Source organism: Pseudomonas sp. B22(2017) (assembly GCF_002113105.1).
GTDB lineage: Bacteria > Pseudomonadota > Gammaproteobacteria > Pseudomonadales > Pseudomonadaceae > Aquipseudomonas > Aquipseudomonas asiatica.
The window spans coordinates 81,503-94,825 of record NZ_NEJN01000011.1 but is presented as its reverse complement, the minus strand read 5'-3'; the positions used below and the strand labels follow the sequence as shown (position 1 = coordinate 94,825).

General features: G+C 63.5%; 14 protein-coding genes and 1 riboswitch. Of the genes, 11 read left to right on the top strand and 3 right to left on the bottom strand.

Annotated features, from left to right (window positions below; translation table 11 throughout):
- Nucleotides 1-146 precede the first annotated feature (146 nt).
- The 8 genes from CAG18_RS20535 to CAG18_RS20500 all read left to right on the top strand — a co-directional run bounded on the left by CAG18_RS20535 (nucleotide 147) and on the right by CAG18_RS20500 (nucleotide 8,444).
- Nucleotides 147-1,298 carry an efflux RND transporter periplasmic adaptor subunit gene (locus CAG18_RS20535; RefSeq protein ID WP_085721429.1) on the top strand — a complete coding sequence of 384 codons (1,152 nt, stop codon included), beginning with the start codon at nucleotides 147-149 and terminating at the stop codon, nucleotides 1,296-1,298.
- Complete coding sequence (locus tag CAG18_RS20530) at nucleotides 1,295-1,981, top strand: ABC transporter ATP-binding protein (RefSeq protein ID WP_054573491.1); 687 nt, start codon at nucleotides 1,295-1,297, stop codon at nucleotides 1,979-1,981. Before CAG18_RS20535 ends, CAG18_RS20530 begins: the two co-directional genes overlap by 4 nt.
- Nucleotides 1,981-3,192 carry an ABC transporter permease gene (locus CAG18_RS20525; protein ID WP_054573497.1) on the top strand — a complete coding sequence of 404 codons (1,212 nt, stop codon included), beginning with the start codon at nucleotides 1,981-1,983 and terminating at the stop codon, nucleotides 3,190-3,192. The genes CAG18_RS20530 and CAG18_RS20525 overlap by 1 nt, the downstream gene beginning before the upstream one ends.
- A complete protein-coding gene (locus tag CAG18_RS20520) occupies nucleotides 3,192-4,388 on the top strand; it encodes an ABC transporter permease (RefSeq protein WP_054573492.1) in 1,197 nt (398 codons plus the stop codon). The genes CAG18_RS20525 and CAG18_RS20520 overlap by 1 nt, the downstream gene beginning before the upstream one ends.
- 366 nt (nucleotides 4,389-4,754) lie before the next feature.
- A complete protein-coding gene (locus tag CAG18_RS20515) occupies nucleotides 4,755-6,500 on the top strand; it encodes a copper resistance system multicopper oxidase (RefSeq protein ID WP_054573493.1) in 1,746 nt (581 codons plus the stop codon).
- Nucleotides 6,501-6,514: 14 nt separating this feature from the next.
- Nucleotides 6,515-6,820, top strand: coding sequence for a hypothetical protein (locus CAG18_RS20510; protein ID WP_223998038.1), 306 nt, complete (start codon nucleotides 6,515-6,517; stop codon nucleotides 6,818-6,820).
- Nucleotides 6,810-7,757, top strand: a complete 948-nt coding sequence (locus CAG18_RS20505; RefSeq protein WP_054573495.1) for a copper resistance protein B — start codon at nucleotides 6,810-6,812, stop codon at nucleotides 7,755-7,757. The genes CAG18_RS20510 and CAG18_RS20505 overlap by 11 nt, the downstream gene beginning before the upstream one ends.
- 9 nt (nucleotides 7,758-7,766) lie before the next feature.
- Nucleotides 7,767-8,444 carry a c-type cytochrome gene (locus tag CAG18_RS20500; protein ID WP_085721428.1) on the top strand — a complete coding sequence of 226 codons (678 nt, stop codon included), beginning with the start codon at nucleotides 7,767-7,769 and terminating at the stop codon, nucleotides 8,442-8,444.
- 172 nt (nucleotides 8,445-8,616) lie between these two features.
- On the opposite strand, the gene CAG18_RS20495 is transcribed toward CAG18_RS20500, so the two are convergent.
- From CAG18_RS20495 to CAG18_RS20485, 3 genes are all read right to left on the bottom strand, one after another.
- Entirely contained in the window at nucleotides 8,617-8,880 is a 264-nt protein-coding gene (locus CAG18_RS20495; RefSeq protein WP_085617830.1) for a DUF3077 domain-containing protein, read from the bottom strand.
- A gap of 156 nt (nucleotides 8,881-9,036) precedes the next feature.
- Nucleotides 9,037-9,279, bottom strand: a complete 243-nt coding sequence (locus CAG18_RS20490) for a hypothetical protein (protein ID WP_085721427.1) — start codon at nucleotides 9,277-9,279, stop codon at nucleotides 9,037-9,039.
- A gap of 375 nt (nucleotides 9,280-9,654) precedes the next feature.
- On the bottom strand, nucleotides 9,655-10,860 hold the full coding sequence (locus CAG18_RS20485) for an RtcB family protein (protein ID WP_013970683.1): 1,206 nt from the start codon (nucleotides 10,858-10,860) through the stop codon (nucleotides 9,655-9,657).
- A gap of 91 nt (nucleotides 10,861-10,951) precedes the next feature.
- Nucleotides 10,952-11,093, top strand: a riboswitch (FMN riboswitch).
- 80 nt (nucleotides 11,094-11,173) lie between these two features.
- Between CAG18_RS20485 and ribB the strand changes: the two genes are divergently transcribed.
- The 3 genes from ribB to ispA all read left to right on the top strand — a co-directional run bounded on the left by ribB (nucleotide 11,174) and on the right by ispA (nucleotide 13,158).
- Entirely contained in the window at nucleotides 11,174-11,824 is a 651-nt protein-coding gene (gene ribB / locus CAG18_RS20480) for a 3,4-dihydroxy-2-butanone-4-phosphate synthase (RefSeq protein WP_054572940.1), read from the top strand.
- A 207-nt stretch (nucleotides 11,825-12,031) separates the two neighbouring features.
- A complete protein-coding gene (locus tag CAG18_RS20475; RefSeq protein WP_003255380.1) occupies nucleotides 12,032-12,274 on the top strand; it encodes an exodeoxyribonuclease VII small subunit in 243 nt (80 codons plus the stop codon).
- Nucleotides 12,271-13,158, top strand: coding sequence for a (2E,6E)-farnesyl diphosphate synthase (ispA, locus tag CAG18_RS20470; protein WP_015268783.1), 888 nt, complete (start codon nucleotides 12,271-12,273; stop codon nucleotides 13,156-13,158). The genes CAG18_RS20475 and ispA overlap by 4 nt, the downstream gene beginning before the upstream one ends.
- Nucleotides 13,159-13,323 lie beyond the last annotated feature (165 nt).

The following is a 13,323-nucleotide window of genomic DNA, read 5'->3' as shown; positions in this document are numbered from 1 at the left end:
CCGTTGCGTGAGCGAAAAAAATCTCATTCGCCATTTTTATGACGCTATACTAACGCTCATCCGAAAATAGTCGGATAAATGACGTTTCGCGTGGAGCTTTCACCCTCCTGATCTAGGCTCAAGCCATATGGGAGGAGGTGTAGTCCATGCGCAAATTATTGATTGGCTCGTCGATCCTGGCTTGTCTCGTGGTGTTGGGCGGCTGGTTGAGCCGCCCGCAGCCGTTGCCGGTCAGGCTGCTGGAAGTTGAGCGGGGGCCGGTTGAGACGGTGGTGGCCAACACGCGCGCGGGTACGCTGAAGTCCTGTCGACGCTCGCACCTGTCCTTCAATGTCGGCGGCCAGGTTGCCGAGTTGCTGGTCAGCGAGGGCCAGCGGGTCCAGCCGGGTCAGGTGCTCATGCGCCTGCGGCAGGACGAGCAACAGGCCAGGCTACAGGAAGCCGAGGCGCGGCTGGAGGCCCAGCGCAACAGCCGCGAACAGCGCTGCCAGCAAGCTCTGCTGGACCGGCGCGACCTTGATCGCCTCGGCCAGTTGGCCGACCGCAAGTTGATTGCCGCCGACCGCCTCGATCAGGCCACGACCAAGGCCAACCTGGCGAAGTTGATGTGCAGTGCCAGTGCCGTGCTGATCCGCGAGGCCGACGCCAGCCTGCAGTTGCAGCGTTCACTGCTGGAACAGACAACTCTGCGTGCACCATTCGCCGGCATCGTCGCAGAAATCAACGGCGAACTCGGCGAGTTCGTCACCCCGTCGCCGCCAGGTATTCCCACGCCGCCGGCAGTCGACCTGATCGACGACAGCTGCCTGTTTGTAGAGGCACCGATCGATGAGGTGGACGCTGCCCGGGTTCACCCCGGAACCGCCGTACGGATCAGCCTGGATGCCTTCCGTGGTCAGCATTTCACCGGCCGCGTCAGCCGCATCGCGCCCTATGTGCGCGAACTGGAGAAGCAGGCGCGCACCGTCGATGTCGAGGTGCGCTTCGACCAGCCGCCGGCAGACCTGGCCCTGCTCACCGGTTATAGCGCCGATGTCGAGATCCTCCTGGAGCAGCACACGGGTGCCTTGCGCATCCCCACCGAGACCCTGCTGGAGGGGCAGCGCGTGCTGCGATATGACCCGAGCGCCCGGGTGTTGCGCGAGGTGCAGGTGCAAACCGGGCTGAGCAACTGGCGCTGGACCGAGGTGCTTGCAGGGCTGGACGAGGACGCACGCATAGTCGCCAGCCACGAGCAGGAAGGGCTCAAGGATACCGTGGCGGTGATCCCTGTGGATGCCGCGGAGACCGAGAAATGATCCGCCTGCGCGGCGGTAGCCGCAGCTTCCAGTTGGGCGAGCAGCAGGTGATGGGGCTGGATGGCCTGGACCTGGACATCGCCGCCGGTGACTACATGGCGGTGATGGGCCCGTCAGGCTCGGGCAAGTCGACCCTGCTGAACATCCTCGGCCTGCTCGACGCGCCGAGCGCCGGCGAATACTGGCTGCAGGGCGAGGCCACGGCGTCGCTGAGCGAGGCGCGCCGCGCCCAGTTGCGCAGCCGACTGATAGGTTTCGTGTTCCAGTCCTACCACCTGATCGCACGGCTGACGGTGCTGGAAAACATCGAGCTGCCGATGGTCCTCGCCGGCATTGGTGCGGCACAACGGCGCAAGCGCAGCAGCCAATTGGTGGCACGCCTGGGGCTGGGCGAGCGCATTGCCCACCGCCCGGCCGAGCTGTCCGGTGGCCAGCGCCAGCGCGTCGCGATCGCCCGGGCGATGGTCATGCAACCGGCGCTGCTGTTGGCCGACGAACCCACCGGCAATCTCGATAGCCAGGCCGGCGCAGAGGTCTTCAGCCTGCTGGAGGAGCTCAACGGCGAGGGCCTGACCCTGATAGTGGTGACCCACGATGCCAGCCTGGGCGCCCGTGCACAGCGCCAGCTGCACATGCGTGACGGGCGGATCCACAGTATTGCGCCGCAGTGGGCGCTGGCCTGATGCGCGCTGCCGATGCCCTGGGCTTCTGGCTAGGTGCCTTGCGTGGGCATCGCTCACGCAGCCTAATGCTACTGCTGGCCATCGCTATCGGGGTGGTCGCGGTCAATCTGCTCACCGGTCTTGGCGCGGGGGCGCGGGCCTTCGTCCTGAACGAGTTCTCGCTGCTCGGGCGCGACATACTCATCGTTTTCCCGGGGCGCAAGGAAACCACCGGGCGAATGCCGCCGCTCACCGGGCTGACGCCACACGAGTTGACCTTGCAGGATGTCCAGGCCATCACCCGGTTGCCGGGCATCCGCCGGGTCGCGCCGCAGCAGGCCGGGCAGATGGAGGTAATAGTCGGCAACCGCAATCGTGAGGTGCTGACGCTGGGCACCACCCGGGACTTCTTCGCCATTCGCCAACTGACGGTCGTACAAGGCCAGCCCCTACCGACGCTGGACCCTGAGCAGGCTGAAGCCGTCTGCGTGATCGGCGGCAAACTCCGGCGCGAACTGTTCGGGGCTCGCCCGGCCCTGGGTGAATGGTTGCGCGCCGGCGACCGGCGCTTCCGGGTGGTCGGCATTCTCGGTGAGCGGGGCGAATCGTTGGGGATGGATTTCGCCGAGATGTTGATCATCCCGGTGGCCAGTGCACAGGCCTTGTTCAATAGCGAGGGGTTGTCGCGGGTGTTTGTCGAGGTGCATGGTCCGAGCTTTCTCGACCCTAGCAAGCAGCTGATACTCGCCGCGCTCAAGGAGCGTCACGAGGGTGAGGAGGACGTTACCCTGGTCAGCCAGGACAGCCTGCTCAGCGCCTTCGACCAGATACTCGCGGTGCTGACCCTGGCGGTGGCTGGCATTGCCGCGATCAGCCTGCTGGTGGCAGGCATCCTGATCATGAACGTGACCTGGATTGCAGTGAGCCAGCGCAGCGCCGAGATCGGCCTGCTCAAAGCCATAGGCGTGACGGCGGCGCAGCTGCGCCTGCTGTTCCTCGGCGAGGCAGCGCTGTTGGCCCTGACAGGGGCACTGGCAGGGCTGCTGCTGGCCGAAACCTTGCTCTGGCTGGGGCGCCTGGCGTTCGATCTGCCGCTCTATGCCCCCTGGTGGGCGCGGGCTGGAGCAGTGCTGCTGGCACTTGGCACGGCGCTGCTGTTCGCCTGGCTGCCGGCCGCTCGGGCCTCGGCGCTGGAGCCGGTGGCGGCGCTACGCCCGCCGGGGGCGCACTGATGCGCTGGCAAGATGGTTTCCGGCTGACCAGCTCGGCGCTGACCTGCCGCCCGCTGCGCAGCCTGCTGACCCTGCTCGGGGTAGCGATCGGCATAGCCGCCGTGGCGCTGCTCACGGCCATAGGCGAAGGCGTGCGCGGCTATGTGCTGGAGAACTTCTCGCAGTTTGGTACGCGGATCATCACCGTGCGCCCGGGCAAGACCCAAACCAGCGGCCTCGGCGGCCTGCTCGGCAGCGTGCGGCCACTGACCATCAGTGACACCGACGCCCTGCGGCGCTTGCCGCATGTCGAGGCGGCGGTGCCGATCATTCAGGGCAGCGGGAATATCCAGTTCGGTCAACTGAGCCGACGCAGCGACATTCTCGGTGGTGGCCATCAGATGGCGCAGGCCTGGCGCATGCAACTGAGCCTGGGCGAGTTCCTGCCCCCGGCCCGTGACGGCCGTTCGCCGCCTTATGTGGTGCTCGGCCATCAGCTGCGTACCGAACTGTTCGGGGCGCGCAACCCGCTGGGTGATCTGATACGCGTCGGCGGCGTGCGTTTCCGGGTGATCGGCGTGATGGCGGAGAAAGGCCAGTTGCTCGGTTTCAACCTCGACGATATCGCCTACATCCCGGTGGACTGGGCGGAAAGCCTGTTCAACCGTACCGGGGTGGTCAAAGCCCATGTGGTGTTTGGCGCAGGTACCACTTCACGGGCGTTGAGCCGGCAGATTCGCGAGGTGCTCGGTGAACGACACGGTGCGGAGGACTTCAGCCTGACCACCCAGGACGACATGCTGCGCAGCTTCAACCGCGTTCTCGGCACCCTGAGCCTGGCCATTGGTGCGTTGGGGGGCATTTCGCTGTTGGTCGGCGCCGTCGGCATTCTCACCATCATGACGACCACTGTGGGCGAGCGCACGGCAGAAATCGGCCTGTTGCGGGCGATTGGCGCCAGTCCGCGGCAGGTACTTGGGTTGTTTCTGGCCGAAGCGACGCTGCTGTCCCTGGCCGGTGGCGTGCTTGGCCTGATGTTGATGGGCCTGCTGCTGGGGCTACTGCACCTGGCCATGCCGAGCCTGCCCTTGGCGCTGCAACCGCTGTTTCTGCTGCTGGCGCTGCTGCTGGCGGCGGTGCTCGGCATTCTCGCCGGACTGGCTCCGGCCGTGCGGGCGGCCCGCCTGCATCCGGTGGCGGCGCTGCATATCGAGTAGTGGCCAGGCCAAAGAGCCCCTTGATGGGGCTGCTTTGCAGCCCTTCGCGGGCACGCCCGCTCCCACAGAGTACATAACCCAAAGATGTCGCAGGGCCCTGTGGGAGCGGGTTTACCCGCGAACACCGGCAAAGCCGGTGCCATAAACCGCGTCGCATTCTTCGCGGGTGAACCCGCTCCCACAGGGTGCGCGGCGTGCTTACTGAATTTGACCCACCGCAAGCTGACAGAAAAGTAATCTGAAGCTCAGCCAACTGACAGCGCAGGTCCGCTAGCGTGAAGGAAGATTGTGGGGCTTCTCGACCCACGGCTGGGGCGTTCAACCGCCTGAACACCAGCAACTTTTCGACTGACTGGACGCAACGGCATGCAAAGCAAAACCACCAGACGCTCCTTCGTCAAAGGCCTTGCCGCTACCGGACTGCTTGGCGGGCTGGGCATGTGGCGCACGCCGGTCTGGGCCGTGACCAGCCCCGGCCAACCGAATGTGCTGAGCGGCACCGACTTCGACCTCTACATCGGTGAGCTGCCGGTCAACATTACCGGCGCTGCGCGTACAGCGATGGCAATCAACGGCTCCATCCCCGGGCCCATCCTGCGCTGGCGCGAAGGCGATACCGTCACGCTGCGTGTGCGCAACCGCTTGCAGCAGGACACCTCCATCCACTGGCACGGCATCATCCTGCCGGCGAACATGGACGGCGTGCCGGGCCTGAGCTTCCATGGCATCGCCCCCGACGGCATGTATGAGTACAAGTTCAAGGTCCAGCAGAACGGCACCTACTGGTACCACAGCCACTCCGGTTTCCAGGAGCAGGTCGGGGTGTATGGCGCCCTGGTCATCGACGCGAAAGACCCTGAGCCGTTCACCTATGACCGGGACTACGTGGTCATGCTCAGCGACTGGACGGATGAAGACCCTGCAGGGGTGCTGTCCAAGCTCAAGAAGCAGTCCGACTACTACAACTACCACAAGCGCACGGTGGGCGATTTCGTCAACGATGTGAGCGAAATGGGCTGGTCCGCCGCGGTAGCCGACCGCAAGATGTGGGCCGAGATGAAAATGAGCCCCACCGATCTCGCTGACGTGAGCGGCTACACCTACACCTACCTGATGAACGGCCAGGCCCCCGACGGTAACTGGACGGGCGTGTTCAAGCCGGGCGAGAAAATCCGCCTGCGCTTCATCAATGGCTCGGCCATGACGTATTTCGATGTGCGAATTCCCGGCCTGAAGATGACGGTTGTCGCGGCGGACGGGCAGCATGTCAAACCCGTTGCGGTCGACGAGTTCCGCATCGCCGTTGCCGAAACCTACGATGTCATCGTCGAGCCCGAAAGCGAGCAGGCTTACACCATCTTCGCTCAATCCATGGACCGTACCGGGTATTCCAGGGGCACCCTGGCTGTTCGCGAAGGCTTACAAGCCCCTGTTCCCGCTGTCGATCCACGGCCGACCATTTCCATGAGCGATATGGGCATGGACCATGGCGACATGGCTGGCATGGACCATGGCAGCATGGCCGGCATGGACCATGGCAGCATGGCCGGCATGGACCATGGCGAAATGGCTGGCACCAGCGCGCCCATGCAGAGCCACCCAGAGTCCGAGACCAACAACCCCCTGGTCGACATGCAAACGATGACCCCGACGCCAAAACTGGGCGATCCGGGCATCGGCCTGCGTGACAACGGCCGCCGTGTGCTGACCTATGCCGACCTGCGCAGCACCTTCCCGGACCCGGACGGCCGCGCGCCTGGTCGCACAATCGAGTTGCACCTAACCGGCCACATGGAAAAGTTCGCCTGGTCCTTCGACGGCATCAAGTTTTCCGATGCCGAGCCACTGCGCCTCAAGTATGGCGAGCGCCTGCGCATCACCCTGGTCAACGACACCATGATGACTCACCCCATCCACCTGCATGGCATGTGGAGCGACCTGGAGGATGAGAACGGCAACTTCATGGTGCGCAAACACACGATCGACATGCCGCCTGGCTCAAAACGAAGCTATCGCGTCACGGCAGATGCCTTGGGGCGTTGGGCCTATCACTGTCACCTGCTGTTCCACATGGAAATGGGCATGTTCCGCGAAGTCCGCGTGGACGAATGAACTGGAGATCCGAGATGAGCAAACCAATGAAACGAAGCGCGTTTTTTCTCTCTGCTGCGATGGCCGGCCTGTTTGCAGTTTATGCCCCATCATCCTGGTCCGACGGCAACGATCAGCAGTCTGCCGATGCCAAGGAAGCCAGGAGTGCCCAAGGCATGGACCATGGCGCCATGAAAGGGATGGATCACAGCTCGATGAAAGGTATGAACCATGACGCCATGAAGGGTATGGACCATGGTTCGATGCAGGGCATGGACCACGGCAAGATGATGGAATCCCATGGCAGTAACAAAGCCAAGGCAGGGAAAGATGCTCAATAGCCTGGCACGACCATCGCTGTTGGCACTGACCGTTACGCTGGGGGCGCTGGGCGCTGCGCCCAGCTTCGCCGCTGAAGAAATGGACCATTCGATGATGGACCACGGCGAGATGGATCATGGCAGCATGCAGGGCATGGACCATGGCGCGATGAATCATGGAGCTATGAATCATGAGGCTATGGACCATTCGACAATGAACCAAGGCTCGGCGGATACACCGACAACAAGCCGTACCCCGATCCCGGTGCTGACCGATGCCGACCGCCAGGCAGCCTTCCCCCCATTGGGCGGGCATCAGATGCACGACAGTGCTATCAACAGCTTCTTCCTGCTGGATCAGCTCGAGTACCAGGATGCGGATGAAGGCAGCACGCTGGCCTGGGATGCTTCTGGCTGGGTAGGCGGCGATATCAACCGGCTGTGGATCCGCTCCGAAGGTGAACGCACCAACGGTGTCACCGAGGATGCCGAATTGCAGCTGCTGTACGGCCGCTCGATCAGCCCATGGTGGGATGTGGTTGCCGGGGTGCGCCAGGACTTCAAGCCTGAATCCCCCCAGACCTGGGCGGCGTTCGGTATCCAGGGCATGGCGCTTTACGACTTCGAAGCCGAAGCCACCGTGTTCATTGGCGAGAACGGCCAGACTGCCGCGCGCCTGGAGGGCGACTACGACATTCTGCTGACCAACCGCCTGATCCTGCAGCCGACCGCTGAAGCCAATTTCTATGGCAAGAACGACCCTGTGCGCGGTGTGGGTTCCGGCCTGGCCAATACCGAAGTCGGGCTACGCCTGCGCTATGAAATTGTTCGCCAGTTCGCCCCATACATCGGCGTCACCTGGAACCGCTCCTACGGCAAAACCGCTGATTTCGTCCGCGACGAGGGTGGTGATGTGGATGAAGCGCGTTTCGTGGCCGGTATCCGCATGTGGTTTTGAGAACCAGACATGAAAAGAACAATAACAACGCTTGTTGCAGCAGGCGCGGTGGCCAGCGTGGCCGTGCTGGGTGCTGCGTACTCCGGCCTGGTCAACGTCGGGGCCGATGATCCCCATTTCCCCGCCGTGCATGCCTTTCTGGCCATGGCACGGGACCGCTCGATCGCAGTACGGGCCAGGGACATCGAGGTGCCAGACCTGAAAGATGAAACGCTGATTGGTACCGGCGCCGGTAACTACAACGCCATGTGCATCGGTTGTCACCTTGCCCCTGGCGTCGAGAAGACCGAGCTCAGCCAGGCTCTTTATCCATCGCCCCCCAACCTGACCAAAAGCGGGATCGGTGGCGACCCCGCTGCAGCGTTCTGGATCATCAAGCACGGCATCAAGGCCTCCGGCATGCCGGCATGGGGCAAGAGCATGGGCGATGAATACATCTGGGGCATCGTCGCCTTCCTGGATCAGCTCCCCCAGTTGAACGCCCAGCAGTACAAAACGATGGTCGCGGCCAGTGGCGGCCACCAGCATGGTGGTGGCGAAAGTGAAATGCACAACCATGAAGGCCAGCACCGCGGCAACGTGCCTGGCCACCATGGTGAGCAGGCCTCGGGCGCAAGCCAGCATGATGAGGGGCATTCAAAGGCCCATACTCATCGCGATGGCAAGCAGCACATGCATAAAGACTGAAGGCAGGTTACGCAGCACGCGATCCGCCGGGTCCAGCGGGCCAGCAGGTGTATACCGACAGGTTTGCAGCGCCTATGAGACCGAGCGCCGCGCGGGCGGCGCTCGGTCTCATAGGCGCTGAAATTGCCAAGGCGAACACCTTGCGGCCCTCATGCGAACTGAAGGCAAGCACTCACTGCTTCATGCCCAACTCAGCATCATCCATCAGCGCCTTGGCCATCGCACTCAGGTAGTGCGCAGCCCAGATCATCATCGGTTTCTCATCCATCAGGCCGGTGATGGTCAGTTCGCGGACATAGCCCATCAACTCTGAGGACTGCTCGCGGGCATCGCGGCAGGGGATGCCGGGCTCGATGCGGAACAGTGGATGGGTGCCGTGTTCGCCTTGGTAGAAGGTGGTTTTGCCGACGGTGAACTGGGTGTCTTCTGTGGTCATTGTTGAATCCCCTGAAATTTCTCGACTGCTTGCTCTGGCCCTTTCGCGGGCACGCCCGCTCCCACAGGTACTGTGCAAGTCTTGAGTACTGTGAAGATCCTGTGGGAGCGGGCGTGCCCGCGAAGAGGTCGGAACAGGCAACACATTGCTTATGCCCTAGTGCAAAGTCCTGGGCCCAGTGGGCATCTGCACCTGAATCAATGCCGACTCCAGCAAAGCCCGCAGCGTCTCCAGTTCATGCATCGACGTCATCATCAAAATCGACGCTGGCGACTTGGGCTGCAACAACATTGCCTGATGCACCACGGTTGTGGCGCACAGCACGTAGTCCGTGGCCTGGATCAGGGTGTCTTCAAGGGAATGAATATCGTGGGGTGGATCAGGAACAATCTTAAGCATGGTGACACTCTCTATTAGGTTGGCTAGAGCTGCCACTCATGACTTGCAGTGTGATGGGTGGCAGCCACGTACGGGTCTGCAAGACCGGCAGAGAGCAAAATCCGGCAGGTTCGAAAACCTCCCGTACGCAGCCACCATTAAGCGCGCGCAATGGCATGCCATTGGCATCGGTGATCGGCATTTTGCTCTGGACAGGCTTGCAGGCCCGGTCGCTGATTTGGCAACGACAGGGCCACACTAGGCCGCCAGGAACACCACCGCAATGGCTCAAGGGCGCTAGGAAGCTATTTCAGAAATGGCCTACGCGCAACGGGAAAAATCTGATTATCAGAAGTCAAACCGCGGCTCGATTGAAGGGATATCTCGGTAAACCCGTCAGCCCTTCACACACACCACCTGCCGCAAGGTGTGCACCACCTCCACCAAGTCCTGCTGCGCGCGCATCACCGCATCGATGTCCTTGTAGGCCATGGGGATCTCGTCGATCACCTCCTTGTCCTTGCGGCATTCCACATGCGCCGTGGCCCGCCGCTGGTCTTCCACGGTGAAGCGGCTCTTGGCCTTGGTCCGGCTCATCACCCGGCCGGCACCATGGCTGCAGGAACAGAACGATTCCTCGTTGCCCAGCCCTCGCACGATGAAGCTCTTGGCCCCCATCGAGCCGGGAATGATGCCCAACTGTCCTTTCTGCGCCGACACCGCCCCCTTGCGCGTCACCAGCACCTCTCGGCCAAAATGCTGCTCGCGCTGCACATAGTTATGGTGGCAGTTCACCGCTTCCAGGCTGGCCTCGAACGGTTTGCCCAGCGCCTTGCGAGCCGCACCGACCACCGCCAGCATCATCAGTTCGCGGTTCTGCCTGGCGTAGTCCTGCGCCCACTCCACCGCTTCGACGTAGTCGGCGAAATGGCGGCTGCCTTCCTCGAAATACGCCAGGTCCTTGTCCGGCAGGTTGGCCAGGTGCTGGCGCATGTCGGCCTGGGCCAGTTCGATGAACAGGTTGCCGATGGCATTGCCCACGCCCCGGGAGCCGCTGTGCAGCATGAACCAGACACGGTCGGCCTCGTCCAGGCACACCTCGATGAAGTGGTTGCCGCCGCCCAGCGTCCCCAGGTGATGACGGTTATTGGTCTTCTCCAGCCGCGGGTACTTGTCGGTGATGGCCTTGAAGCGCCCGGCCAGCTGCCCCCAGGCCTTGTCCGCCTTGGCTGGCACATCGGCCCAGGCGCCCTGGTCACGTTTGCCGAAGGTCTTGCCATGCGGCACGGCGTGCTCGATGGCATTGCGCAGGCCATGCAGGTTGTCCGGCAGGTCGCGGGCGTGCAGCGACGTGCGCGCGGCGATCATGCCGCAGCCGATATCCACCCCCACCGCGGCGGGGATGATCGCGCCAACCGTGGGAATGACGCTGCCGATGGTCGAGCCCTTGCCCAGGTGCACGTCCGGCATCACTGCCAGGTGCTTGAAGATGAACGGCATCCTGGCCGTGTTGAGCAGTTGCTTGCGGGCGTCGTCTTCCACCGGTACGCCGTCGGTCCACAACTTGACCGGCTTGCCGCCGGCAACCTGAAGAATGTCCATGGGGCTGTCCCTCGAATGCATAGCCGAATGATACCGCCAAAGGTCGTAGAGCCGTCGGTTGCCAGCGAGGTGGCAATGTGCTGTATGCTTGGCGGGTCTTCAGGGCGGGGTGAAAGTCCCCACCGGCGGTAAATCGAAAGATGAGCCCGCGAGCGCCCCGGCCATGCCGGGGGTCAGCAGATCTGGTGAGACTCCAGAGCCGACGGTCATAGTCCGGATGAAAGAAGGCGTCAGGCAGGGGCCATCCGGGCGCCCCTGCGCGCGCATTTTGTTCGCCCCGAGACGTTCATCGATCATTCACGAGGAGCGTTTCATGTCCACCACGCACCACCCGCAATTCCCCAATGTCAGCGCCGCCATCGCCGCCTTCCGGGCCGGGCGCCCCGTGCTGCTGCTCGACGACGACGACCGCGAGGACGAAGCGGACATCATCGCCGCCGCCGAGAACATCTCGCTGCAGACCATGGCCATGATGATTCGCGATTGCAGCGGCATCGTCTGCCTGTGCCTGGACGAGGCCACCGTCGACGAACTGCAACTGGCACCCATGGTGCAGAACAACCAGGCACGCCACGGCACCGGCTTTACCGTCACCATCGAGGCGGCGGAAGGCATTACCACCGGGGTGTCCGCCCAGGACCGCATCACCACCATTGGCGCGGCATTGCGCTCTACTGCGGAGCAGCGCCATATCGTCAGCCCGGGGCATGTATTCCCGCTGCGCGCCCGCAATGGCGGGGTGCTGACCCGCCGTGGCCACACCGAAGGCTCGGTGGACCTGGCACGCCTGGCCGGGTTGCGCCCGGCGGCAGTGCTGTGCGAACTGATGAACCCCGATGGCACGATGGCCCGTGGCGAGCAGGTGGCGGTGTATGCGCGGCAATACAATCTGCCGGTGCTGACCATCGAGGAACTGGCGCGTTACCGTGAGGCCATGCTGGAGTTGGAAACAGAGCCAGCCTGATGCACCGCACGGGGCCGCTTTGCGGCCCATTCGCGGGTAAACCCGCTCCCACAGGGACCGCGCAGACTCGCAACCGGTGCAGTACCTGTGGGAGCGGGTTTACCCGCGAAGAGGCCAGCAAGTCCAACCTCAGGCTGCCGGAAGTTTGCTCCCCCCGCCCCGCTCTGCTAGTGTCGCGCCGTTCTGAATGCCACCGAGACAGTCGCCATGGCCCGCAAAAAAGCCTCCCTCGATTTCGAGCAATCCCTCGCAGACCTGCAAGCACTGGTCGAGCGCCTGGAGAACGGCGAGTTGTCGCTGGAAGAGTCGCTGGCCGCCTTCGAGCAAGGCATCGCACTGACCCGCGATTGCCAGGGCGCCCTGGCCCAGGCCGAACAGAAGGTGCAAATCCTGCTGGAACGCGATGGCGAACTGGCTGCCCAGCCCTTCGACGCGGAGCCGGAAGCATGATCGGCACCTACCAGGCCAGCTGCCAGGCGCGGGTCGACGCCGCCCTCGAACCGTTGTTCGTCGCCCCGACCAAGGAACTCGAACGCCTTTACGCCGCCATGCGCTACAGCGTGATGAACGGTGGCAAACGCGTTCGTCCGCTGCTGGCCTACGCGGCCTGCGAAGCCTTGGGTGCCCCGGCCGAACACGCCAACGGCGCAGCCTGTGCGGTGGAACTGATCCACGCGTACTCGCTGGTGCATGACGACCTGCCGGCCATGGATGACGACGACCTGCGCCGCGGCCAGCCGACCACCCACAAAGCCTTCGATGAAGCCTGCGCGATCCTCGCCGGCGACGGTTTGCAGAGCCTGGCCTTCAGCGCCCTGCTCGACCCGCGCCTGAGCCCGCAAGACGACAGCATTCGCCTGGCTATGGTCCAGGCCCTGGCCAAGGCTGCCGGCCCGGCAGGCATGGTCGGTGGCCAGGCCATCGACCTGGGCTCGGTGGGCCTGAAACTGGACCAGCAGGCGCTGGAGTTCATGCACCGGCACAAGACCGGTGCGCTGATCGAAGCCAGCGTGCGCCTCGGCGCCCTGGCCAGCGCCCGCGCCGAGCAGGCGCAACTGGATGCCCTGCAGACATATGCACAGGCGATAGGCCTGGCCTTCCAGGTGCAGGACGACATTCTCGACGTGGAAAGCGATACCGCCACCCTGGGCAAACGCCAAGGGGCCGATATCGCCCGTGACAAACCGACCTACCCGGCGCTGCTGGGCCTCGAAGCGGCCAAGGCCTATGCGATCGAACTGCGCGACCAGGCGCTGGTCGCACTGCAAGGGTTCGGCGAAAAGGCCGAACCGCTGCGGGCGTTGGCGCGTTACATCGTCGAACGCCGCAATTAAGCAACGACACCAATCCCTGTGGGAGCGGGTTTACCCGCGAATGCGATGTTGAGTTTACCGCCGCATTCGCGGGTGAACCCGCTACCACAGGGGCCGCGTAACCCGTGGTTGAATGGGCAGTATTTCCTACAATGGGGTAAACTGCCGCGTCTTCACACACCTATA